Source organism: Shewanella gelidimarina, assembly GCF_023283945.1.
Taxonomy (GTDB): domain Bacteria; phylum Pseudomonadota; class Gammaproteobacteria; order Enterobacterales; family Shewanellaceae; genus Shewanella; species Shewanella gelidimarina.
In genome coordinates this window covers 135,735-157,863 of sequence record NZ_JAKIKW010000007.1, presented here as the reverse complement: position 1 = coordinate 157,863, position 22,129 = coordinate 135,735, and the positions used below count along the sequence as shown (strand labels likewise).

At 43.8% G+C, this 22,129-nt stretch carries 20 protein-coding genes; 14 read left to right on the top strand and 6 right to left on the bottom strand.

Going from position 1 to position 22,129, the window contains the following annotated elements:
* Positions 1 to 514 precede the first annotated feature (514 nt).
* Both ylqF and L2729_RS08625 read right to left on the bottom strand, forming a co-directional pair.
* Positions 515 to 1,453, bottom strand: coding sequence for a ribosome biogenesis GTPase YlqF (gene ylqF, locus L2729_RS08630; RefSeq protein WP_248987909.1), 939 nt, complete (start codon positions 1,451 to 1,453; stop codon positions 515 to 517).
* A 106-nt stretch (positions 1,454 to 1,559) separates the two neighbouring features.
* The gene (locus tag L2729_RS08625) at positions 1,560 to 2,399 is read right to left on the bottom strand and encodes an isopenicillin N synthase family dioxygenase (RefSeq protein WP_248987908.1); all 840 of its coding nucleotides are present in this window, start codon (positions 2,397 to 2,399) and stop codon (positions 1,560 to 1,562) included.
* Positions 2,400 to 2,784: 385 nt separating this feature from the next.
* On the opposite strand from L2729_RS08625, the gene L2729_RS08620 reads away from it, so the two are divergent.
* The gene (locus L2729_RS08620; RefSeq protein WP_248987907.1) at positions 2,785 to 3,699 is read left to right on the top strand and encodes a bifunctional methionine sulfoxide reductase B/A protein; all 915 of its coding nucleotides are present in this window, start codon (positions 2,785 to 2,787) and stop codon (positions 3,697 to 3,699) included.
* A gap of 71 nt (positions 3,700 to 3,770) precedes the next feature.
* Here L2729_RS08620 and L2729_RS08615 read toward each other — a convergent pair whose 3' ends face one another.
* Together L2729_RS08615 and rne are read right to left on the bottom strand one after the other, a co-directional pair.
* Entirely contained in the window at positions 3,771 to 5,330 is a 1,560-nt protein-coding gene (locus L2729_RS08615) for a SulP family inorganic anion transporter (RefSeq protein WP_248987906.1), read from the bottom strand.
* A gap of 129 nt (positions 5,331 to 5,459) precedes the next feature.
* Entirely contained in the window at positions 5,460 to 8,657 is a 3,198-nt protein-coding gene (rne, locus tag L2729_RS08610; RefSeq protein ID WP_248987905.1) for a ribonuclease E, read from the bottom strand.
* Positions 8,658 to 9,253: 596 nt separating this feature from the next.
* Between rne and rluC the strand changes: the two genes are divergently transcribed.
* Both rluC and L2729_RS08600 read left to right on the top strand, forming a co-directional pair.
* Complete coding sequence (gene rluC, locus L2729_RS08605) at positions 9,254 to 10,213, top strand: 23S rRNA pseudouridine(955/2504/2580) synthase RluC (protein WP_248987904.1); 960 nt, start codon at positions 9,254 to 9,256, stop codon at positions 10,211 to 10,213.
* 2 nt (positions 10,214 to 10,215) lie between these two features.
* On the top strand, positions 10,216 to 10,860 hold the full coding sequence (locus tag L2729_RS08600) for an HAD-IA family hydrolase (RefSeq protein ID WP_248987903.1): 645 nt from the start codon (positions 10,216 to 10,218) through the stop codon (positions 10,858 to 10,860).
* Positions 10,861 to 11,635: 775 nt separating this feature from the next.
* Here the strand turns inward: L2729_RS08600 and L2729_RS08595 are convergent.
* Positions 11,636 to 12,217: a Maf family protein gene (locus tag L2729_RS08595; RefSeq protein ID WP_248987902.1), complete on the bottom strand. Its 582-nt coding sequence runs from the start codon at positions 12,215 to 12,217 to the stop codon at positions 11,636 to 11,638.
* Between the two features lie 262 nt (positions 12,218 to 12,479).
* Here L2729_RS08595 and L2729_RS08590 point away from each other — a divergent pair, with 262 nt between their 5' ends.
* The 11 genes from L2729_RS08590 (at position 12,480) to L2729_RS08540 (ending at position 21,166) form a co-directional block, all read left to right on the top strand.
* Complete coding sequence (locus tag L2729_RS08590) at positions 12,480 to 12,686, top strand: hypothetical protein (RefSeq protein WP_248987901.1); 207 nt, start codon at positions 12,480 to 12,482, stop codon at positions 12,684 to 12,686.
* Between the two features lie 382 nt (positions 12,687 to 13,068).
* Positions 13,069 to 13,593 (top strand): 23S rRNA accumulation protein YceD, encoded by a 525-nt coding sequence (gene yceD / locus L2729_RS08585; protein ID WP_248987900.1) that lies wholly within the window; start codon positions 13,069 to 13,071, stop codon positions 13,591 to 13,593.
* 17 nt (positions 13,594 to 13,610) lie between these two features.
* The gene (gene rpmF, locus L2729_RS08580) at positions 13,611 to 13,781 is read left to right on the top strand and encodes a 50S ribosomal protein L32 (RefSeq protein WP_012142966.1); all 171 of its coding nucleotides are present in this window, start codon (positions 13,611 to 13,613) and stop codon (positions 13,779 to 13,781) included.
* Positions 13,782 to 13,795: 14 nt separating this feature from the next.
* Positions 13,796 to 14,824, top strand: a complete 1,029-nt coding sequence (gene plsX, locus L2729_RS08575; protein ID WP_248987899.1) for a phosphate acyltransferase PlsX — start codon at positions 13,796 to 13,798, stop codon at positions 14,822 to 14,824.
* A 10-nt stretch (positions 14,825 to 14,834) separates the two neighbouring features.
* Positions 14,835 to 15,794, top strand: coding sequence for a beta-ketoacyl-ACP synthase III (locus L2729_RS08570; RefSeq protein ID WP_248987898.1), 960 nt, complete (start codon positions 14,835 to 14,837; stop codon positions 15,792 to 15,794).
* Between the two features lie 44 nt (positions 15,795 to 15,838).
* Positions 15,839 to 16,765 (top strand): ACP S-malonyltransferase, encoded by a 927-nt coding sequence (fabD, locus tag L2729_RS08565; protein WP_248987897.1) that lies wholly within the window; start codon positions 15,839 to 15,841, stop codon positions 16,763 to 16,765.
* Between the two features lie 9 nt (positions 16,766 to 16,774).
* Positions 16,775 to 17,521 (top strand): 3-oxoacyl-ACP reductase FabG, encoded by a 747-nt coding sequence (gene fabG / locus L2729_RS08560; protein WP_248987896.1) that lies wholly within the window; start codon positions 16,775 to 16,777, stop codon positions 17,519 to 17,521.
* A gap of 158 nt (positions 17,522 to 17,679) precedes the next feature.
* Positions 17,680 to 17,913: an acyl carrier protein gene (gene acpP, locus L2729_RS08555; RefSeq protein ID WP_011496723.1), complete on the top strand. Its 234-nt coding sequence runs from the start codon at positions 17,680 to 17,682 to the stop codon at positions 17,911 to 17,913.
* Positions 17,914 to 18,113: 200 nt separating this feature from the next.
* A complete protein-coding gene (fabF, locus tag L2729_RS08550; RefSeq protein ID WP_248987895.1) occupies positions 18,114 to 19,352 on the top strand; it encodes a beta-ketoacyl-ACP synthase II in 1,239 nt (412 codons plus the stop codon).
* Positions 19,353 to 19,673: 321 nt separating this feature from the next.
* Positions 19,674 to 20,153: an acyl-CoA thioesterase gene (locus tag L2729_RS08545; protein WP_248987894.1), complete on the top strand. Its 480-nt coding sequence runs from the start codon at positions 19,674 to 19,676 to the stop codon at positions 20,151 to 20,153.
* A 137-nt stretch (positions 20,154 to 20,290) separates the two neighbouring features.
* Positions 20,291 to 21,166, top strand: coding sequence for an NAD(P)-dependent oxidoreductase (locus tag L2729_RS08540; RefSeq protein WP_248987893.1), 876 nt, complete (start codon positions 20,291 to 20,293; stop codon positions 21,164 to 21,166).
* Positions 21,167 to 21,234: 68 nt separating this feature from the next.
* Here the strand turns inward: L2729_RS08540 and cdd are convergent, their stop codons facing one another.
* Positions 21,235 to 22,125, bottom strand: a complete 891-nt coding sequence (gene cdd, locus L2729_RS08535; protein ID WP_248987892.1) for a cytidine deaminase — start codon at positions 22,123 to 22,125, stop codon at positions 21,235 to 21,237.
* Positions 22,126 to 22,129: the final 4 nt, after the last annotated feature.

The window sequence follows — 22,129 nt, the reverse complement described above, 5'->3', positions numbered from 1 at the left end:
CACAGAGCTGTGGTGGCAGGAAGTTTATCTGGCGAGTTTTACCGACAATGAAGTGTAATCCTAATCACTTAAGCCATTACATGAAGAAGACAGACTTAACGAGTTTCTGCTGATGGCGCATACGACATCAAGGCGTGTTACAAACTACTTCAGCTTATCCACTATTCGAGGAAAAAAAGAACAGGATTTTGAGAGCATGTAAACCCTAGGAATGAGACTGTGAAAAGGACAACTAATACCATTTGGGAGCAGTGACTATTGGTACAGCTGCTACCTGAGGCGGTCATATACCGATACAAGGAACTGTGATTAATCCGAAATGATTGTAATGCTCAATTAGGTAAAGCGCTGGGGGAGGCAATGAACAAAGGCATAGCGGTAGGATGACAGTGAGGGGACTATATAACATATTTAGGATAGTCACATCTAGAGTGGGAGTTTGATCTGCTGTGTCACAGCAATGCATAAAAAAAAGCGCCGATTAAGCGCTTTTTATTATTGTGGTTCTTGTGGTTTAGTTAAAACGTTTGCCGGAACGCTTTAATCGCTCTTGTTCACGTTTGATCTCTTCTTTAGCTTCTTTCTCTGCAAGTATTTTGGCCACTTCTGCTTTTTCTATCTCTGCCATAGCAGGTGTCTCTAATGATAGCTGGCCAATTTTTCCTGAACGGAACTCATGTAAAAGAAGTTCAGATACCTTGTGCAAATCGATACGACCACCTGGGCGCAATGCGCCACGCTTACGGCCAATAGCTTCAAGTAACTCGATGTCAGTTTTTGGCAATTCCTTTAGCTTATAACGCTCTTTCATCGCTTCAGGGTAGGCTAGGAGGAAATACTCAGCGGCAAACATAGCGACATCTTCATATTCCATCGCGGTATCTTTAATGGCGCCAGTCACGGCAAGTCGGTAACTGCTTCTTTCATTGTCGACTTTTGGCCACAAAATACCGGGGGTATCAGACAGCACGATACCATTACGTAAATTAATGCGTTGTTGGATTTTAGTTACCGCAGGTTCATTACCTGTTTTAGCAATTGTACGGCCTGCAAGGGTGTTGATGATGGTGGATTTACCGACATTGGGGATCCCCATGATCATGGTGCGAATATCTTTTTCGAGCTTGTCTCTGCCTGGCACAAATTTACGACAAAGATCAGGGATCTTTCTCACTTGAGCTGCTTGCAAAGTGGTAATCGCCATGGCTTTTACACCCTGCTCTTGTTCAAGGTATTCAATCCAAGCTTGGGTGGTCTCTGGATCGGCCAAATCTGATTTGTTCAGTAGTTTGATACAAGGCTTATCGCCGCGAAGCTTTTGCACCTCTGGGTTTTCGCTGCTGTAAGGGATACGGGCATCGAGCACTTCAATAACTAAATCGACCTGAGGCATAACCTCTTCGATCTCTTTACGTGCTTTGTGCATGTGTCCCGGATACCACTGAATTGCCATGTGCCTGCTCTACTATCAAATTACATTATTGGGGGGATTTTACCTTGTTAAGCTTATTTATAACAAACAAAAAGCGCGTAAAAGCGCTTTTTGAATGTAATAGAGGCTAAATTACGCCTAATTCACGTAGTCGTTCCATTAAATAGCTATCCGCGGTGTAGTTCTCTGATAATTTTACTTCAGGATTAGGGTGTAAAAACAGCGGCAGAGAGACTCGAGCCTTGGTCACATCGCTGCCTTCAGGGTTAATTACCCTATGGCTAGTCGATGGGAAATAGCCACCTGATGCCTCTTGCAACATGTCACCGATGTTGATAATGATATTACCAAAGTCGCTTGGCACATCGATCCAAGAGTTGTCTTTTAGCTGAACTTGCAGACCCGGCTCGTTTGCTGCAGGGAGTACCGTCAGCAAATTGATGTCTTCGTGCGCAGCAGCGCGGATAGCACCGGCTTCTTCATTACCCGACATTGGCGGATAGTGTAGTACGCGTAAAAGTGTTTTTTGGCTGTCTTCTATCATTTTTGGTAACGCGATTGAGAACTTATCTTTCACTTCTGCTGGTGAATATAGCTCTACCCATTCAAGCAGTTCCGCCGCTAAGCTATTTGCGTGGTCATAATACTTTAAAATGTTGGCTTTTAGTTGCTCAGGAATACGTCCCCATGGATAGATATGGTAATACTCTTTGATATCTTTAACGGTGTGGCCTTTGGCTGTTTCCGAAATTTCCGCAGGGAAAAATCCATCTTGTGTTTCAGGTTTAAATAGAAATTGTCTTTTTTCGTCGGTATTAAAGAACGCTTGCCACTCGGTGTAGATATCTTCGACGAGTTGTTTGTCGATTGGATGGTTACTTAAAACGCCAAAGCCAGTGTCACGCAGTGATTTTACAAATTTTTCTGCACTGCCGGTCGCTCTATAATCAATTGTCTCTAAAATCATATTGTCTATTCTTATTTTTAGTTAGCCCGGGGCAAGTTTAGCGGCGCGAATACCGCGACGCAAACGTTAGTGATTTAGATCACATCGGTTATTGTTTACCAAGATGAATAGTGTCATTGAGATAGACATTAATACATTAGATATTAGGGTGTTATCAATTAACACTGCTGAGTATTATACGGCTAAAAAAATTAATGTTTTTTGTTAAGTAAGCAACATTCACGCTGTTCTGTGGCATTATTGGCTAGAATATAGAGCGGGTGTTGATTTATCGGATATACAAATTGCGCCATAAAATGGCCGATTAGTGATGGTATATGAAAGCATTTGGTTGGATCTATGGTCTATGTGGATCAAGATATAAAGTATAGATAGAGTAGTTATCATGCATAAACTGACAGAATTTGAAAAACAAGTCATAGAGCAAAAAGGCACTGAAAGACCTTTTAGCGGAGAGTATTATCAGCACGAAGCTGAAGGAACTTATTGTTGTAAGAAATGCGATGCGCCTTTGTACAACTCAGACAGTAAGTTTAATGCCCATTGTGGTTGGCCAGCCTTTGATGATGAAATTAGCGGCGCGGTAAAACGCAATATTGATGCTGATGGTCAACGTGTTGAAATCGTCTGTGCACAGTGTGATGGACATTTAGGCCATGTATTTGAAGGGGAGTTTCTCACTCCTAAGAATGTCAGACACTGTGTTAATTCGGTATCGATGACCTTTAAGTCAGCATCAATCACGCCTATCGTTGAACAACAGTATGAATTGGCTACCTTTGGTGGCGGTTGCTTTTGGTGTACAGAAGCGGTTTTTACGGCTTTAAAAGGCGTTAATAGTGTTGTTTCTGGTTATGCTGGAGGTGATGCTGATGATGCCAATTACAGGGCGGTATGCAGTGGCATGACAAGCCATGCTGAGGTTGTGCATATTGAGTTTGATCCTAAGATCATTAGCTACGACAACCTGTTAGCCGTATTTTGGCAAAGCCATGATCCAACTACGTTAAACAGGCAAGGAAACGATAGCGGGCCACAGTATCGCTCCGTTGTGTTTATTCATAGTGAGAAGCAGGCTGAAATTGCTAACGGCATGATTGCTACGATGACTGATGCGGGCGTATGGCAAAACCCGATAGTGACTGAAGTCTCAGCTTTTAATGGTTTTTTTGCTGCTGAAGATGGGCATAAAGACTATTTTGAACTTAATGGTGAGCAACCTTATTGTCAAATTATCGTTAAACCTAAAGTCGATAAAGTAAAAGTACTCTTTGCAGAGTTAATGAAAGATAAGTCGTGAAATAGGCAGTCAATCGCAGACAAAAAAAGACGAGCTATTTAGCTCGTCTTTTTTATTGCTGATGTAAACGCTTATGAATCGAGCTTATCGTCAGCCACTTTATAGTGAGGATCTTCAATTAAGTTAACTTCAACTAAGTCACCTGCTTTATGCAGTAACTCTTTACAGTCATTACTGAGATGACGTAAATGCAGTTTTTTACCTTCACTGACATAACGCTCAGCTAAGGTATCGATAGCATCAAGTGCAGAGTGGTCACAAACGCGAGAGTTCTGGAAGTCGACGATCACATCTTCAGGATCTGTTTTAGCCGGAAAAAGGTCTAAAAATTCAGCAACTGAACCGAAAAACAATGGACCATTTAGCTTATAAACTTTCCAGCCATTTTTATCTTCGCTGATCTCTACGTTGATATGTTTTGCATGTTCCCATGCAAAGACTAATGCTGACACAATTACACCAACAAACACTGCAAATGCTAAATCAGTGAATACTGTCACGATTGTCACTAGGATAATCACAAACGCATCGTGTTTAGGTACTTTGCGCATGACTTTAAAGCTAGCCCATTCAAATGTACCTAACACCACCATGAACATCACGCCAACAAGTGCTGCAAGCGGGATCATTTCTATTAATGATGAGCCGAACAAGATAAAGGCAAGTAGGGCTAGTGCTGCCGAGATCCCTGATAGACGACCACGGCCGCCAGAGTTAATGTTGATCATTGATTGACCAATCATCGCGCAACCACCCATAGCGCCAAAGAAACCACTAGTGATGTTACCAACACCTTGACCAATACACTCTTTGTTACCACGACCACGAGTACCTGTCATTTCATCAATGACGGTCAATGTTAATAGCGACTCAATCAGGCCAACAGCGGCTAGAATAAGTGAATAAGGTAGGATGATATAAAGGGTTGCTAAACTAAATTCAACAGCCGGTATAGAGAAGGTTGGTAAGCTACCCGCGATTGTTGCGTGTTCATCACCGCTCATTGATTTCAGAAAATCCAATACTGTACGCGTATCTAGATTTAAGAAGGTGACCAGCAAAGTCACGGTTAGAATGGCAGCTAGTGACGATGGGATCGCAGTCGTTAGCTTTGGCAAAAATTGAATGATTGCCATGGTAACAGCCACAAGACCTAACATCAGTATTAGTTGGTCTTGAGGTAACCAGCTCATAACACCATTAGCGTCAGGTGTTTGAAATTGTCCTAGCTGCGCTAAGAAAATAACAATCGCTAAGCCATTAACAAAACCTATCATGACTGGGTAGGGCACAATACGGATAAATTTACCGAGCTTAAGAACACCCGCTGAGACTTGAATGAGACCGGCGAGTACAACCGCGGCAAAAAGGTATGGCACGCCATGTTCGGCAACGAGTGCGACCATAACAACAGCCATAGCGCCAGTAGCACCAGAAATCATACCTGGGCGGCCACCAATAACGGCAGTGATCAATCCCATGATAAAGGCGGCATATAAACCGACCATAGGTTCAACACCCGCTACGAAAGCAAATGCTACCGCTTCTGGTACTAAAGCAAGGGCGACGGTTAAGCCTGAAAGTAAGTCAGCTCTTGAACTGGCCGTTTTGTGACGAATGAGATCGAACATTTAACCTCTGTTAACAGTTTGTTGAATAGGAATAAGTCTGGGCGCGAATACTATCAAAATTCACGTTGTTTTAAAATAAAAAAGCCATGCTCTTCAGCATGGCTTTTTTGTCGCGAGTCTAAATCTAGATTAGGTGCGAGTCATATCCGAGTTAGCACTGTTTGAAACTCTTGATTTTACTTCATCATTTTGTTCAGAGGTTTCATATTGGCGACCAGCTGGGGTCTCTATGTTCTCTCTAACGTTAACAACGGGCTTTGTCGTATCAGACATAACCATTGAACCAAAACGACTTGCTGGCTTAGCTTTAGCAACAGGCTTTGCTTCAGTTACCGCAGGCTGTGCAACCGCTTCGACTTCAACAGCTTTACTTTCAGTAGGCTTAATGGCTACTGGTTTTGCCATTGGTGCAGATACAGCCTTTGAGCTAACCGCTTCTACAGGTTTTACTGCAATAGCTGTTTTAACAGGCTCAGCCGTTACAACTGGGCTAGACTCTTGTTTTACTTCTGCCGTAACCGCTGGTGCAGGCTTAGCAACAACAGGTGCTTCAACCACGTTAGCTGCAGGAGCAGGAGCTTTAACTTCAGTCGCAGGCTTGTAAGCCGGTGATGTATTCATCGCTGATGAACTTGCTACTGAGTTAGCTTTAGCTTCAACAGGTTTAGCTTCAGCTTTTACAGCTTCGGCTTCAACTGCAACAGGCTCAGCTTTTACTGTTTCGGCTTTAACGTAGACTTCAACAGGAGCAGCTTCAACTTTAGGCTCATTAACTTTAGCAACAGGTGCTTCTTCGTGAGTTTCATAAGCTTGAGCTGGCGTTTCAACTTCGACCATGTCATTTGGTGTAAATGCTGGAGTCTCAGAGGTGTTTTCATCTTCATCGCGACGACGACGTTGGCCAGCGGCACGAAGGTGACGAGGACTACGACGGCTTCTACGCTGACCTTCTCGAGGCTCACGTGATTTATCATCTGTTGCCGTTGCATCTTCAGCTTGATCAATGGCAACTGACTCAGCTGATTCAATCGGTGTTGAAACAACTTCAGTCATAGGCGTTGTATCTGTCGCTGTGTTGGTTTCAACAACATTTGCGACTTCAACGTTAGCCACTACTGCAACAGCGTCATCAGTTGCTTCAGTATTTTCTACTGTTTCAACTTTAGCTCTTGGCTTACGAGGCTGACGCTTAGGACGAGCGGGCTTATCATCTGCAACAGCTTGTGTTTGAACAGGCTCTTCAGCTTGAGCTACCACTGCTTTAGTTTCTTCTTGCTCGTTACTGACGCGAACTTTACGGCGCATGTTACGACGTTGACGACGCTCACGTGCAGCTTCTTGCTTAGGCTCGACAGTTTCGGTGCTAGTTGTTTCTACGGCCTTACGTGGCTTTTCGCTACGTTGTGGACGTTTAGTCTCTTCTTGCACTTTTGCTTGGTTTTCATTAGCGTCACTGCGATTGCTCTTAGTACGCGTATCTTTACCTTGCTCACTGTCACTACGACCTTCATTGCGGTTGCGGCGAGGGTCGTTGCGACGGTTATTGCTATTGCGACGATTATTGTTACGTGCTTGACCAGTGCGGCTTGATTTATCTTGCTGCTTAGGTTCAACCTTTACTTCTTCACTGCTACTAAAAAGTGAGCCGATAGCGGCTGCAATTTTAGCAAATAAACCGGGCTCAGCTGGTTTCACTGGTGCGGGTTTAGCTTCTGCTGGTGTAGGCGCTGCTATTTGTGGCGTTGAGAAACCTTTCAATGCTGGCTGTGGTGGCGCAGCTCTTTCAAGTTTACGAGGCTCGTAAAGCTTAGCTTCTTCTTGCTCAAGCAATTTATAGCTAGATTCGCTGATTTGGTCATCTTTACGATGACGTACAACGCGATAATCAGGTGTGGTCATGTTTGGATCTGGGATCACATACACTTCAACATTGTGACGTTCTTCGGTGATACGAATTGCTTTACGCTTTTCGTTCAATAGGAACGCAGCAACATCAACAGGAACAATTGCTTCAATTTGCGATGTGTTTTCTTTGATGGCTTCTTCTTCCATCAAACGCAAAATTGAAAGGGCAAGTGACTCAGTCCCGCGAACGGTGCCTTGTCCATGACAACGTGGACAAAGGTGAGCTGCTGACTCTTCTAGAGAAGGGCGCAAACGTTGGCGTGACATCTCCATCAAACCAAAGCGTGATATACGGCCTAATTGGACGCGTGCTCGGTCATGATGAACAGCATCTTGCATACGCTTTTCAACTTCACGTTGATTGCGAACTGGGGTCATATCGATGAAATCGATAACCACTAAACCACCTAAATCACGTAGACGTAATTGACGTGCAATTTCGTCGGCCGCTTCTAGGTTAGTGTTTAGCGCTGTCTCTTCAATATCGCCGCCCTTAGTGGCACGGGCAGAGTTAATATCAATAGAGGTTAGTGCTTCTGTTGGGTCGATAACAATCGAACCACCAGAGGGTAAGCGAACTTCACGTTGGAAGGCCGATTCAATTTGGGTTTCGATTTGGAAATGCGTAAATAGCGGCACTTCAGCATCATAACGCTTAATACGCTCAACAAAGTCAGGACGTACTAACGAAACGTGCTCTTTAGCTTCTTCATAAATACGTGGGTGATCGATTAGGATCTCACCAACGTCACGACGTAAATAGTCGCGGATAGCACGAACAATCACGTTGCTTTCTTGGTGGATTAAGAAAGGAGCCGGCGCACTTTCAGCCGATTCTTTAATTGCAGCCCAGTGATGTTGTAGAACTTTTAGGTCCCACTTCAATTCAGTTGGCTCTTTTCCTACGCCCGCAGTACGAACGATGAGGCCCATACCTTGTGGAATATCAAGCTCAGAAAGTGCCGCTTTTAACTCAGTACGTTCGTCACCCTCAATACGACGAGAAATACCGCCAGCACGTGGATTATTTGGCATTAATACAAGATAAGAACCCGCAAGACTGATAAAAGTTGTGAGTGCAGCGCCTTTGTTGCCACGCTCCTCTTTATCAATTTGAATAATAACTTCTTGGCCTTCTTTTATGACTTCCTTAATGTTAGGACGTCCTTGGAAAGAGTAACCTTTTGGAAAATATTCGCGTGCGATCTCTTTTAAAGGGAGAAAGCCATGGCGGTCGGCACCATAGTCAACAAAAGCAGCTTCTAAAGACGGCTCTACTCGAGTGATCGTCCCTTTATAGATATTTGATTTCTTTTGTTCGTGACCTGGGCTTTCAATATCTAGATCGTATAATTGTTGCCCATCAACTAGGGCTACGCGCAACTCTTCAGATTGAGTTGCATTGATTAACATCCGTTTCATGATGATTTAATTCTTCTTTAATAAAGGTCATCAAACGATACTTATTTCACTGCATTACGGGCCTAGGATTAAAAAACAGGACCTCACGGTCGGTCTCTAGGCAAGGTGCGCATTGCTGTTAGACGCATTCTCTGCGTGTCGCATCCTATTTATGGCTTATTTTTTAATGTTTACAAAAACAAGGAATTCGTTGTAAAACGTCAACCAACCCCATAAATTCTTAAATACTTTCCGGTAATGCCAATTCGAAATGGTAACGTCTGACGACGAGTTAAAATTATTCTTCGAAATTGGGGCGTTTAAAGCAGAGAAACCAGTTGTAAGTTGGGATTACGTTTTGATTTAGTCGTGAAGGTCCATTTATTGACCTTTTGATTGATACAACGACCTGTAAATCAATTATTTACTATCAAACCGTAAACATTTTTAGTCTCATGCTTTAACGTGATGCATGGGGGATTTGTGAACACTTTATCCACTGGTTATCCCCGTTAGCGAGAGAAATATAGCAATAATAGATAAAATCAGCAATTGAAAAGGCACAATTCTTTTCACTTGTTGTACAATATGCACAACGAAACACATAGCGGCGCAGCATGAATACTCCATCTCCTAAAGTAGAAGTTCGAATGGTTACCATCGATGAAGACCATACCGGACAGCGTATCGATAATTATTTGTTAACTAAATTGAAAGGCGTTCCTAAAAGTATGATCTATCGGATTGTACGTAAAGGGGAGGTCAGGGTTAATAAGAAACGTATTAAACCTGAGTACAAATTACAAGATGGAGATATCGTGCGTATCCCGCCTATGCGTGTCTCTGATTCGAGTGAACGTCCTGGGCCGTCAGCTAAATTAACCAAGGTCTCGCAGTTAGAAGACCGTATTATCTACGAAGATAAGTTTATTATAGTACTGAATAAACCATCGGGTATCGCAGTGCATGGTGGCAGTGGTGTTGATTTTGGTGTTATTGAAGCAATGCGTTCGTTACGCACTCAGCAGAAGTTTTTAGAACTGGTTCATCGCTTAGATAAAGACACTTCAGGCCTGTTGCTCATTGCCAAGAAACGCAGTGCGCTAAAACATCTACATGATCAACTTAGATCTAAGAAGATGCAAAAAGATTACCTAGCGCTTGTTAGAGGTGAGTGGCAGAAGCATGATAAGGCAGTCAAAGCACCTTTATTAAAACTAACGCTTAAATCTGGTGAGCGCATCGTTAGAGTCAATAAAGAGGGTAAAGAGTGTGAAACCCGCTTTAAGATCATGCAACGTTATAGTGATGCAACGCTTGTTCAAGCAAGTCCTATCACGGGGCGAACTCATCAAATTCGTGTGCATTGCCAATATGCGGGTCACCCTATAGCGTGTGATGAAAAGTACAGCGAACAGAAATTTGATGATTCGATGCGTGTCCACGGATTGAATAGACTCTTTTTACACGCCGCTCAGCTTAGATTTATTCATCCTGACACTGAAGAGATGATGGAAGTGAAAGCGCCAATGGATCCTGTTCTAGAATCAACGTTAGCCAAGCTTAAAAAAGCATGAACATGAAGTCATACGAACTCGTCATTTTTGATTGGGATGGAACCTTAATGGATTCCATCAGTAAAATTGTGACCTGTATGCAACAGATGGCTGATTCTCTATCTTTAGTTAAGCCGAGCGAAAACGCCATTCGTGATATTATTGGTTTATCTATGGATGAAGCGCTTAAGACACTTTATCCATTGTTGGAGCAAGCTAACTTTGAGCCAATGATAGCCTCGTATAAAGAGCATTACTTAACGCTAAACACCACACCAAGCCCATTGTTTGAGGATAGCGAAACGTTACTAAAGCAGCTATCTGCGAGAAACTATCGTATGGCCGTGGCGACAGGCAAGGGGAGAAATGGTTTAAATCGCGTTTTAGCCGAAACAGGTTTGGGTCATCATTTTGAATCTAGCCGCTGCGCTGATGAATCAAAAAGTAAGCCTAATCCTGATATGCTACTCGAGTTGTTAAAAGAGCTTAATGTTGCGCCTGAACGTGCGGTGATGGTCGGTGACTCTTTGCATGATTTGAACATGGCAAATAACGCTGGCATTGATGCGGTAGGCGTTAGCTACGGCGCTCATAGCCACGATAAACTGATTGTAGCTAAGCCCAAAGCCATTATCGCTACGCCGTTAGCGCTATTGAGCGTGTTATAAGTCATTTATAGGTTTGCTTTCGGGCTTAACGCTAAGCAGCGTTAACACTCGTAGGATGACAGTGCCGCGGTCTCGTCAATCCAGATTGGTGACTCGTCATTGTCCATCCTTGTCATTATATCGGTCTCAATTGCTGCAGCTTGCATGCTTTTGACGACTTTATTCCATATTCACTCCCTCGCGTTATGAGCATCATTGTCATTGTTCTGTTTTACCTCTTCGAGGTCGAGTAGCTTATTGCATCTATTGCTGTGGAATGCTTAAGCGCCGCCAGCTAGGGCGGGAACTCTTGGTATACGATTGAATGGTTCATTTTTTCATACAACATCAGACGCTTCTCCCCTTACAGGGAAGGTCAGATGCAGAAGGTAGAGTGAAGGATGCCAGAGCCGAGAATAACGATTAGCTTTAAGTTCCCGACTTGCCTTCAGCGCTGAATTCCCACTGAATGAACCGATACAGAATGCTATGGGTATTAGATATGGCTGCAAGACGGCCATGATAGCTAAGTCTTCGATATTTTTGGCTTGCTGTATTTCTGTTAAATCAGAATAGAGCTTGTGGTGAACATTGATAAAAGTGGGATAAACGCTAAAACTTCTGCTATATGGTAATAAACCACTCTCAGGCGCATCAGACCTCATTCATCCGTATCCCATTCTGTTGAACATGAGTCAGCTTATCCTCATAAGAGATGTAGGCTCACTCCTGTGGATACGGCTTAGCCTTGTGCCTACTTTTATCATATTCATTTTGTCTCGGCAGACATGGTCATTTACAACACATCTATCCCTTGTTGGTGCAATAAATCGATGAGAGAGATTAACGGAAGCCCGATCAATGTATTGGGGTCCTTACCTTCTAAGCGTTCAAATAGTGCAATACCTAAACCTTCACATTTAAAGCTACCTGCACAATAAAAAGGTTGTTCAATGTCGACATAGCGGCTAATGGCTTTATGAGTGAGCGTCCTAAAGTGGACAATGAAGGGTTCAACGATAGCTTCAACCTGACCGCTTTCTACATCGTGTAGTGCAAGTCCTGTATAGAAGGTAATGGACTGACCGCTCGATTGTGACAGTTGTTCTATTGCGGTTTCACGATTAAGAGGTTTGCCAATAATTTGATTATTGATGACTGCTACTTGATCAGAACCAATTACGACACCCTTGGTATATTGGGCTGCGCCTGCCGCCGCTTTAAGCTTGGATAGCCTAAGAACTAAGTCTTTTGGGGATTCGTTATCTAAAGGTGTTTCATCGACTTCAGGAGAACAGCAGCTGAAGGGTAAGTTGAGCTTGTCTAGGAGTTGCTTTCGAAATGGAGATGTGGAAGCCAATATAAGCGCTTTTGACATGGTTTAACCTTAGAGTTGGCAATCGAGATATTTTTATAGATAAGTATTTTCGCTAAAGATGAATGGCATTAGCAAGTCATTATTGTACTCATCGCCTTTTTTATCATTAACAAGACGACATCAATGGATGATGGCCTTACTTCGATTTTACGTAATAATATCTATTGATAGGGTAAATTGATGTCAACAGGTAATGTTCAGCCGTTATACAGGTGTTAGTGAATACCATGCAGCCACAGAAGACATTCACTTGGAGATAAATATGTTTAAGCTATGGGTCGCGATTCTAATTATGCTCAGCGTTGTGGTGCACTTAAGTGGTGACGTGAGTCGACCGTTTTATCCCACCATTCTATTTGCCATGGTATTGGGCGCGGTGGCGAGAGAAGGGATAGCAATGCTTGATCATACTATCGTGAGTTGGGTATCAAGGGCTGGCTCGACGATAAGTCAGGCTAAGATTGGTTAGCGCAAAAGGTTTTGTACCCAGTGTTTATTTTCATTACCCAGTGCTAATAGCTAACGTTGCGAGTCGTGCGTCTATTTTACTTGCCGTTTATTCAAGTCGGGGGATAACAAACGGCATCAAACGGGCCTAATGCTTAGCCGGATGGGTATTAATTCGATGCGAAAATACCTCGATAGTTACGTGGTTATCACAAAATTTGCGCCTTCGATGGATTTACGAACACTTAAACGCATTTACCACTGAAATTTAATGTCATGCGCCTTGGGTTTCTTGTACAATGCGGTTACCTAACAACTCACTTAGCTGAATCCATCGGCGGTTAATCACCTTGGAAGAATAAGGGTGTTGACTTCTGCTAAAATTCACCTAAAATGCGCGCCTTATGCAAACAGTAAAGATACCGGTTTCAATTGATCCCGTTCGCGCTTCCGCTAGCCAGCTTTCGTATGAAGGTTTGGTGCCCGGTAAGCAGTTAAAGCGATTAAATGAATTATGTGCCGGCGACTGTTCTGATGTGGCAGTGTCGCTTGAATGTGGCGTAGATATACAGGGGATAGTCTACCTTAACGGGAAGGCTGTGACGGAGCTCACTCTGGATTGTCAACGTTGTATGACACTATTTACCACTGAGGTTACGGTCGAGTTTAGTTTTGGTCTTTGTAAGACTCAAGCTGAAATCGATGAGCTCCCGGATGTGTATGAGCCTATTGAGTGCAATGAAATTGGCGAAGTGCGTCTACATCAATTGATCGAAGATGAATTGATAATCGCTATGCCTTTGATTGCCATGCATGAGAATGAAGATTGTCATCAAGGTAAACAAGACGTAGTTGTAGGCGAGATCGAACCCGCTCAAGAGGAGCGTCCAAATCCGTTTGCAGTGTTAGAAAAACTGAAGAGCAAGTAATCTAGGAGACTGGTCCCATGGCTGTACAAAAGAACAAAAAATCTCGTTCAAAGCGCGGAATGCGTCGTTCACATGATTCATTGAGCACGCCTCAATTGTCTGTGGATTCAACGAGTGGTGAACTACACCTTCGTCACAATGTGACTGCGGATGGTTTTTACCGTGGTCAAAAGGTTATCAACAAGTAATTGTTGAGACCCTGATGACAAATCTGACGCTTGCGTTAGATGCGATGGGGGGCGACTTTGGTCCCCGCATCACAGTGCCTGCAACTTTGCAGGCACTTCGCTTAAACCCCCTCTTAAAAGTCATACTCGTGGGCGATCAAGTCCAGATAGACAAATATCTTGTATCTGCTGAAGCAGCAGTTAAAAATCGTATTGAGATTAAACATACAACCGAAGTGGTTACTATGTCCGATCGACCTGTCCATGCCTTAAGAAATCGTAAGCAAAGCTCTATGCGTCTCGCAATAGAATTAGTGCGTGATGGTAAAGCACAAGCTTGCTTGAGCGCGGGTAATACAGGTGCGTTAATGGCGATGTCCAAAGTACTGCTTAAGACTTTGCCCGGCATTGACCGCCCAGCTCTGGTTACCTGTTTACCTGCGGTAAATAACACGCCTGTTTATTTATTAGACTTAGGTGCAAACGTATCTTGCGATTCAGAAACTTTACTTCAATTTGCGGTGATGGGCTCAGTGCTGAGTGAAACGGTTGATAAAACGGTTTCACCAAAGGTAGCCTTGCTCAACGTCGGTATTGAAGAGATTAAAGGTAATGACCAGGTTCAGCAGGCGGGTCAACTACTGCAACAAATTCCTCAAGTGAACTACACTGGTTTTATTGAAGGTGATGAGATCTATTCGGGTAATGTCGATGTGATCGTGTGTGATGGTTTTGTCGGCAATATTACGTTGAAAACGTCGGAAGGTATTGCAAGACTACTCATACACCAGTTGAAAAAAGGCCTGTCTGATGGTTTTTTTGTACGTATTCTCGCCAAAATCATAGCGCCACGCATTCATTCTTTGTTAGATCAGATGAACCCCGACCACTACAATGGCGCAAGTCTGATAGGATTGCGCGGAATTGTAGTAAAAAGTCATGGGTGTGCAGATGAAGCTGCTTTTTTACAAGCAATAAGCTTGGCAGTAACAGAAGCACAACGTCGACTCCCTCAGATGATCGAAGACCGTCTAGAGTCGATTCTTTTAGATATTAATAGCTGATAAATTTCTTATGCATACAAAAATTCTCGGTACTGGTAGTTATCTACCGGTACAAGTGCGCAGTAATCAAGATCTAGAAAAAATGGTGGAAACCACCGACCAATGGATCGTTGATCGCACAGGTATTTCAGAGCGTCGAATCGCTGCAGCAGAAGAAACTGTTGCGACGATGGGGTATCAAGCTGCATTAAAAGCCATCGAAATGGCCGGTATTGATGCAACTGAAATCGATATGATTGTTTGTGGCACCACTAGTGCGAGCAATGCTTTCCCCGCCGCGGCTTGTGAAATTCAAGCGATGCTTGGCATTCATACTATTCCGGCATTTGATATTGCAGCGGCATGCTCTGGTTTTGTTTATGCATTGTCGGTTGCTGACCAATATGTAAAATCGGGTGCAGCGCGTAATGTGTTAGTTATCGGTGCAGATGTATTATCTCGTTTGTGTAAACCTGAAGACCGTTCGACTATCATTCTATTTGGCGATGGTGCCGGCGCAGCAATATTAAGTGCATCCACAGAACCAGGTATCATTTCAACGCATATTTATGCTGATGGTCGTCAAGCTGATTTGTTAAAGTGTTCTATCCCATCGCGTAAAGGGGATGACTCAGAAGAACTGGGGTACATGACGATGAAAGGTAACGACGTGTTTAAGGTTGCAGTTACGCAACTTTCCCACGTTGTCACTGAAACATTGCGTCAAAATAATATTGAAAAGTCTGATATAGATTGGCTGGTGCCACATCAGGCTAATTTTAGAATTATCAAAGCGACCGCAAAGAAATTGGACATGAGTCTTGATAAAGTAGTACTGACTTTAGCAAAGCATGGTAATACATCTGCTGCGTCAGTGCCGATTGCCTTAGATGAAGCCGTGAGAGATGGGCGTATCCAACGTGGTCAAATGATTTTACTTGAAGCCTTCGGTGCAGGATTTGCCTGGGGAAGTGCTTTAGTTCGGTTCTAACAGCCGTATTAACGGTAAGACGTCAATTTTAAAGGTAGATTAATATGGAAAATACAGCTTTTGTATTCCCAGGACAGGGTTCACAGGCATTAGGAATGTTGGCAGAACTTGCCGAATCTCAACCGATTATTGGTGAGACATTTGCTCAAGCAAGCAACGTTCTTGGTTATGACCTTTGGGAACTCGTGCAACAAGGTCCGGTTGAAGCACTGAATCAAACCGATAAAACTCAGCCAGCGTTATTAGCGGCAAGTGTTGCAATTTATCGCGCTTATGTAGCCTCTGGTAAAAGTTTACCAAGGGTGATGGCAGGTCATAGTCTGGGTGAATACTCAGCACTAGTGTGTGCTGGTGTGATGGGTTTTGAAGCGGCGATTAAATTGGTTGAGCTACGTGGTCAGCTAATGCAACAAGCGGTTCCAGCCGGTACTGGCGCCATGTTTGCCATAATCGGTTTAGACAATGACGCTATCGCAACAGCGTGCGCAGAAGCCGCTCAAGGCGAAGTCGTTAGCCCTGTTAATTATAACAGTCCTGGTCAAGTCGTGATTGCGGGTGAAAAAGCAGCTGTAGAACGCGCTGCGGCAATATGTAAAGAAAACGGTGCCAAAATGGCCGTTGCGCTACCCGTGAGCGTGCCTTCACATTGCCAATTGATGAAACCCGCTGCAGATAAACTTGCAATAGCGCTAATTGACATTGAATTCAGCGTACCTTCAGTAAAAGTGATCAATAATGTTGATGTCGCAAGCCCTAATGCGGCACAAGAGATTAAAGCTGCATTGGTTCGTCAATTATATTGTCCAGTCAGATGGGCGGAAACTGTAGAGCTAATGGCTGCGCAAGGTATCACCGATTTGTTTGAAATTGGTCCAGGAAAAGTACTGACTGGGCTTAGTAAGCGTATCAATCGCTCACTAACAGCAAAAGCAATTAACGATGTCGCGTCATTCGCTGCATTGACCGAATAAGGAAGACTAATGAGTATAAGTTTTGATCTGACTGGCAAAGTTGCCCTTGTAACGGGTGCTAGCCGTGGTATTGGCCGTGCAGTAGCAGAGACTCTAGTGTCTGCTGGTGCTGTGGTTATAGGGACAGCAACAAGTGAACGTGGCGCAGAAGCTATTCAAGCCTATTTAGGTGATAATGGTCACGGTCTTGTTTTAAACGTTACTGACGGCGACTCGGTTAAAATCTTGTTCAGCACAATTAAAGAAAAAGCCGGCGATGTTGATATTTTAGTTAACAACGCAGGCATTACTCGTGACAATTTATTGATGCGAATGAAGGACGATGAGTGGCAAGATATTATTGACACTAACCTAACTTCGATATTTCGCACTTCAAAAGCGGTCATGAGACCTATGATGAAAAAACGTCATGGGCGCATCATCAATATTGGCTCTGTGGTAGGCACCATGGGCAATGCAGGCCAAACTAACTACTCTGCTGCTAAAGCAGGTTTGATCGGATTTACAAAATCTCTTGCAAGAGAGGTTGCATCTCGTCAAATAACAGTTAATGCTATTGCTCCTGGATTTATCCAGACAGACATGACAGATGAGCTGACGGAAGAGCAGCAACAAGCTATTATGTCTAAAGTTCCAATGGAAAGACTTGGTCAGGCGCAGGAAATTGCTAACGCAGTCCTCTTTTTAGCGTCCGACTCTGCCGCTTACATCACTGGAGAAACTCTCCATGTGAACGGTGGAATGTACATGGTTTAAGTGAATGACGGGCTATTACCTCTTTCGAGAGGTGATCTGCATCAACTGTGAGCCCATTTTGTGGTTAGACCACAAAAGTTAAGCTTGCAATGTCTGTCAAATTCAATAAACTACTCGCAATCTTACGCAAGTGCGTAATTTGAATAGGAAAGAAAACAATGAGCAACATCGAAGAACGTGTAAAGAAAATCATCATCGAGCAACTAGGTGTTAAAGAAGAAGACGTTAAATCAGCAGCATCTTTCGTTGACGATTTAGGTGCCGATTCTCTAGACACTGTTGAATTGGTTATGGCTCTAGAAGAAGAGTTTGATACCGAGATCCCTGATGAAGAAGCAGAAAAGATCACTACTGTTCAAGCAGCGATCGATTACGTTTCTAAGAATCAGTAATCTAGAATTTCTGAAAACAGGCGGCATTTATGCCGCCTGTTTTTGTTTGTAAAAGCCGCTGGTTGATGTAAGTCTTTAAGCAATAATTTCCTCGCTTCCGCTTCAATACACCAATCAGACCTGGCTCGTGAAGGTATTGGTAGTTCAAACTCTTTAGTACTATCATAACAATTCATTTTTAATTAGATAAAGGTGATAGCGTGTCTAAACGTCGTGTCGTCGTAACTGGCTTAGGCCTAGTTAGCCCTGTGGGCAATACTGTAGATTCAACTTGGAAAGCACTGGTTTCCGGTAAAAGTGGTATCGCACCAATAACCAAATTCGATGCTAGCGAGTTCACTACTCGTTTTAGCGGTTCTGTTAAAGACTTTGACGTTGAACAGTACATGTCACGTAAAGATGCCCGTAAGATGGATTTGTTTATCCAATACGGTATGGCTGCTGGCATACAAGCTGTAGAAGATTCTGGCCTAGAGATGGACAAGGTTGATCCTGGACGTGTAGGTACCGCTATTGGTGCGGGCATGGGCGGATTACCTTTGATTGAGAAAAATCACAGCGCTTTATTGAAAGGTGGACCACGTAAAGTGTCGCCATTTTTTGTACCAAGCACCATCATTAATATGATTTCAGGTCACCTGTCGATTAAATACGGCATGACAGGCCCTAACTTCGCAGTCACAACGGCTTGTACTACAGGTGTGCATAATATTGGTTTTGCGGCGCGTACAATCGCGTATGGCGACGCTGATGTCATGGTCGCAGGTGGCGCAGAAGATGCGACTTGTCCATTAGCGGTTGCAGGTTTTGGCTCTGCTAAGGCACTTTCTACCCGTAACGATGATCCACTGGCAGCTAGCCGACCTTGGGACAAAGACCGTGATGGATTTGTCATTGGCGATGGTGCTGGTGTTATGGTTATGGAAGAGTACGAACATGCAAAAGCACGTGGTGCAACCATATACGGTGAGCTTGTCGGTTTCGGTATGAGCGGCGATGCGTTCCACATGACGTCACCTCCAAGCGATGGCGCAGGCGCAGCAGCAGCAATGGCTAATGCAATAAATGATGCCAAAATCGGTCGTGAAGCTATCGGCTACATTAATGCCCATGGTACATCGACTCCTACGGGCGATAGAGCGGAGGCTGCAGCGGTAAAGTCGACGTTTGGTGCTCATGCATACGACTTAGCCGTTAGCTCGACTAAATCAATGACAGGGCATCTTTTAGGCGCGGCAGGATCTGTTGAAGCTATTGTTACTTTGTTAGCACTTCGAGATCAGGTCGTTCCGCCAACGTTGAATTTAGACAATCCAGATGAAGGTTGTGATTTGGACTTTGTTCCTCATACTGCACGTGACTGTAAATTTGAGTATGGTCTATGTAACTCGTTTGGGTTTGGTGGTACTAACGGCTCATTGCTGTTCAAAAAAATCTAGTTCATCAATTTGATTAAAAAGCGTCTTTAAGGCGCTTTTTTGTGCTAAAAAATCAGCTATACCCAAACGATTTTGGAATTCGAAATTTAGCATGTCGAGCAGTGATTAAGTTCAAGGCTTGAAATAGCAGTACTCGGTAAGAGTTTAATGCGCTCTATGTTGGGGAGAATGTGGACGCGAATGCCCAATATTAGAACTCGCGTTTATAGTCGCTGCTGATGGATAATGTCTGTTACTGGCGGGGCTCAGTTTGGATTGTCATGTGATGGGAGGTAAAAGGGTGTAAACTCAGCGGTTAAATTACTATATATTGAGGTCGATATGGCAGGAACCGATAGACAGCTCACGTTACGATTTTTAGCAGAACCTGCAGACGTTAATTTTGGTGGTAAAGTCCACGGCGGCGCGGTCATGAAATGGATTGATCTCGCGGGTTACGCTTGCGCTGCGGGTTGGAGTGGTAAATATTGTATTACGGCTTATGCTGGCGGAATTCGTTTTGTTAAGCCGATTCATGTTGGGAATATCGTTGAGGTCACGGCTAAAGTTATTTATACCGGTAGAACGTCAATGCATTTAGGGATTGATGTAAAAGCAGGCGACCCTAAGGAGTCTGAAAGGCATCTTACAACGCATTGTGTGTTGATTATGGTTGCGGTTGACGATGCTGGACAGCCAACACAGGTGCCTGAATGGGTTCCGAACACTGATGCTGATATTGAATTGCGTGAGTCTGCAGTGCGGTTAATGGATATGCGTAAAAAGATTGGTGCAGAAATGGAAGCGCACGTGACTTTATAGGGCTAAGTCTGAATGAAAGAATAGAAAGCTAGCATTTTGCTGGCTTTTTTATTATCTGCGAGAGACTGTTTTGTTCACGCGAACCGCAGTAGAATGCCTTTAAACAACATAAAACAACCCTACAAATAGGAATAATAATGGCTAAAGTTGCATTCATCGGTTTAGGCGTGATGGGTTATCCCATGGCGGGTCATCTGGTTAAAAATGGTCATGATGTGACGGTATATAATCGTACTGAGTCTAAAGCTAAGGCTTGGTGTGAGGAGTTTTCAGGACAATATTATTCCACTCCCAAAGCGGCAGCAGAAGGCCAAGACATTGTATTTATTTGTGTTGGCAATGATGCTGACTTACAACAAGTAACACTTGAGCCAGACGGAGTATTAGCCGGTATGAAACCCGGCGCTATCCTCGTTGATCACACCACGGCCTCAGCAGACGTTGCAAGGGAGATCGGAGCTGCTGCAAGCAAAATTGAAGTTGGCTTCATCGATGCACCAGTCTCTGGTGGGCAAGCAGGGGCCGAAAACGGTGTGCTGACGGTCATGGCCGGTGGTGAAGAAACGACTTTTGATGATGTTAAACCAGTCATTGACTCCTATGCACGCTGTGTAGAGCGACTTGGTGACGTCGGTGCCGGGCAATTGACCAAGATGGTGAATCAAATCTGTATCGCGGGCGTGGTACAAGGACTCGCTGAAGGTCTGCATTTTGCTCGTAGCGCGGGTTTAGACGGTGAAAAAGTGGTTGAAGTGATCAGTAAAGGCGCTGCGCAATCGTGGCAGATGGAAAATCGTTATCAAACAATGTGGCAGGGCGAATATAACTTTGGTTTTGCGGTTGACTGGATGCGCAAGGACTTAGGCATTGCACTAGAAGAAGCACGTAGCAATGGTTCTCACTTGCCGCTAACCGCGCTGGTAGATCAATTTTATTCGGAAGTACAGTCGATGGGAGGCAATCGTTGGGATACCTCTGGTTTACTGGCTAAACTTGAAAAAAACAGACGTTAACTAAGCCTATTTTATATAAAAAAAATGGACTGTTTTAGACAGTCCATTTTCAGTTTACACCTTAAATGCTACTCAGGTTCAACCACGATATGTTCAAGTTCTACAGCGGCCACCGCATGCAGTGCATCCAATGTCGCACCCACTAATGAAACTATGCCCTTAGAGGACTCGATGAGCACTGCACGATTAATTTCACTGAAGTCGCGATTATGGCGCGTCATTGTCGATAAGGCCATTTGCATTGGTAACATCGATGGGTTAAATGCAGCATTTTCCGCATAACGGCCACAATAAGTCGCGCCATCTTTTGTTTCTAATACCACAGCAGCATAATTTTTAGTGTACGGAGCGTAACTCAGACCTGCATGATCTACAGCCTCAATAATCATCGGGTCGGCAGAATCAAGCGTTAGTGTATGTTGCTGTTTGGTTAGCAAGGGCTCTGTGATATTCAGATCGCTCGGACCAAAGGCGTAGGGTAGATAATGGGAAAGAGGTTGAGTCTTTTGTTCAGGAAGGTGGATGTTCACCTTCTGGCCTTCAACCAGCTCATTCATAAATTGGCGACAGTGCCCACATGGAGAAAAGTTAACGATGACATCTTCAATTTGACGTTCACCACTTAGCCAAGCATGGCTAATCGCGCTCTGTTCGGCATGCACAGAATGAAACAGTGCTTCACCAGCAAGTTCAAGATTGGCACCCATATAGATGTCACCACTTTTACCTTTAGCAATAGCGCCAACATAAAAATTGCTGATAGGGACTCTTGCAAGTGCTGCGGATATTGGCAATAGCGCCAACAATAAATCTTGCTCAGACATCTGTGATGCAGTCTTTAACTCATCAAGTTGCTTAGCATCAATGTGCCCAGCAAAGTCTTTATCTAAAATCGGAACGAGTGCCTTAGCCAGAGACTCTGGTAAATTAGCTATGCTTTTTAAAAATCGGTCTTGCATACGC

Excerpts from the sequence above, each read along its gene's own strand:
- ylqF (WP_248987909.1), bottom strand. The coding sequence starts at position 1,453 with ATGGCAATTCAGTGGTATCCGGGACACATGCACAAAGCACGTAAAGAG.
- L2729_RS08625 (WP_248987908.1), bottom strand. The coding sequence starts at position 2,399 with ATGATTTTAGAGACAATTGATTATAGAGCGACCGGCAGTGCAGAAAAA.
- L2729_RS08620 (WP_248987907.1), top strand. The coding sequence starts at position 2,785 with ATGCATAAACTGACAGAATTTGAAAAACAAGTCATAGAGCAAAAAGGC.
- L2729_RS08615 (WP_248987906.1), bottom strand. The coding sequence starts at position 5,330 with ATGTTCGATCTCATTCGTCACAAAACGGCCAGTTCAAGAGCTGACTTA.
- rne (WP_248987905.1), bottom strand. The coding sequence starts at position 8,657 with ATGAAACGGATGTTAATCAATGCAACTCAATCTGAAGAGTTGCGCGTA.
- rluC (WP_248987904.1), top strand. The coding sequence starts at position 9,254 with ATGAATACTCCATCTCCTAAAGTAGAAGTTCGAATGGTTACCATCGAT.
- L2729_RS08600 (WP_248987903.1), top strand. The coding sequence starts at position 10,216 with ATGAAGTCATACGAACTCGTCATTTTTGATTGGGATGGAACCTTAATG.
- L2729_RS08595 (WP_248987902.1), bottom strand. The coding sequence starts at position 12,217 with ATGTCAAAAGCGCTTATATTGGCTTCCACATCTCCATTTCGAAAGCAA.
- L2729_RS08590 (WP_248987901.1), top strand. The coding sequence starts at position 12,480 with ATGTTTAAGCTATGGGTCGCGATTCTAATTATGCTCAGCGTTGTGGTG.
- yceD (WP_248987900.1), top strand. The coding sequence starts at position 13,069 with ATGCAAACAGTAAAGATACCGGTTTCAATTGATCCCGTTCGCGCTTCC.
- rpmF (WP_012142966.1), top strand. The coding sequence starts at position 13,611 with ATGGCTGTACAAAAGAACAAAAAATCTCGTTCAAAGCGCGGAATGCGT.
- plsX (WP_248987899.1), top strand. The coding sequence starts at position 13,796 with ATGACAAATCTGACGCTTGCGTTAGATGCGATGGGGGGCGACTTTGGT.
- L2729_RS08570 (WP_248987898.1), top strand. The coding sequence starts at position 14,835 with ATGCATACAAAAATTCTCGGTACTGGTAGTTATCTACCGGTACAAGTG.
- fabD (WP_248987897.1), top strand. The coding sequence starts at position 15,839 with ATGGAAAATACAGCTTTTGTATTCCCAGGACAGGGTTCACAGGCATTA.
- fabG (WP_248987896.1), top strand. The coding sequence starts at position 16,775 with ATGAGTATAAGTTTTGATCTGACTGGCAAAGTTGCCCTTGTAACGGGT.
- acpP (WP_011496723.1), top strand. The coding sequence starts at position 17,680 with ATGAGCAACATCGAAGAACGTGTAAAGAAAATCATCATCGAGCAACTA.
- L2729_RS08545 (WP_248987894.1), top strand. The coding sequence starts at position 19,674 with ATGGCAGGAACCGATAGACAGCTCACGTTACGATTTTTAGCAGAACCT.
- L2729_RS08540 (WP_248987893.1), top strand. The coding sequence starts at position 20,291 with ATGGCTAAAGTTGCATTCATCGGTTTAGGCGTGATGGGTTATCCCATG.
- cdd (WP_248987892.1), bottom strand. The coding sequence starts at position 22,125 with ATGCAAGACCGATTTTTAAAAAGCATAGCTAATTTACCAGAGTCTCTG.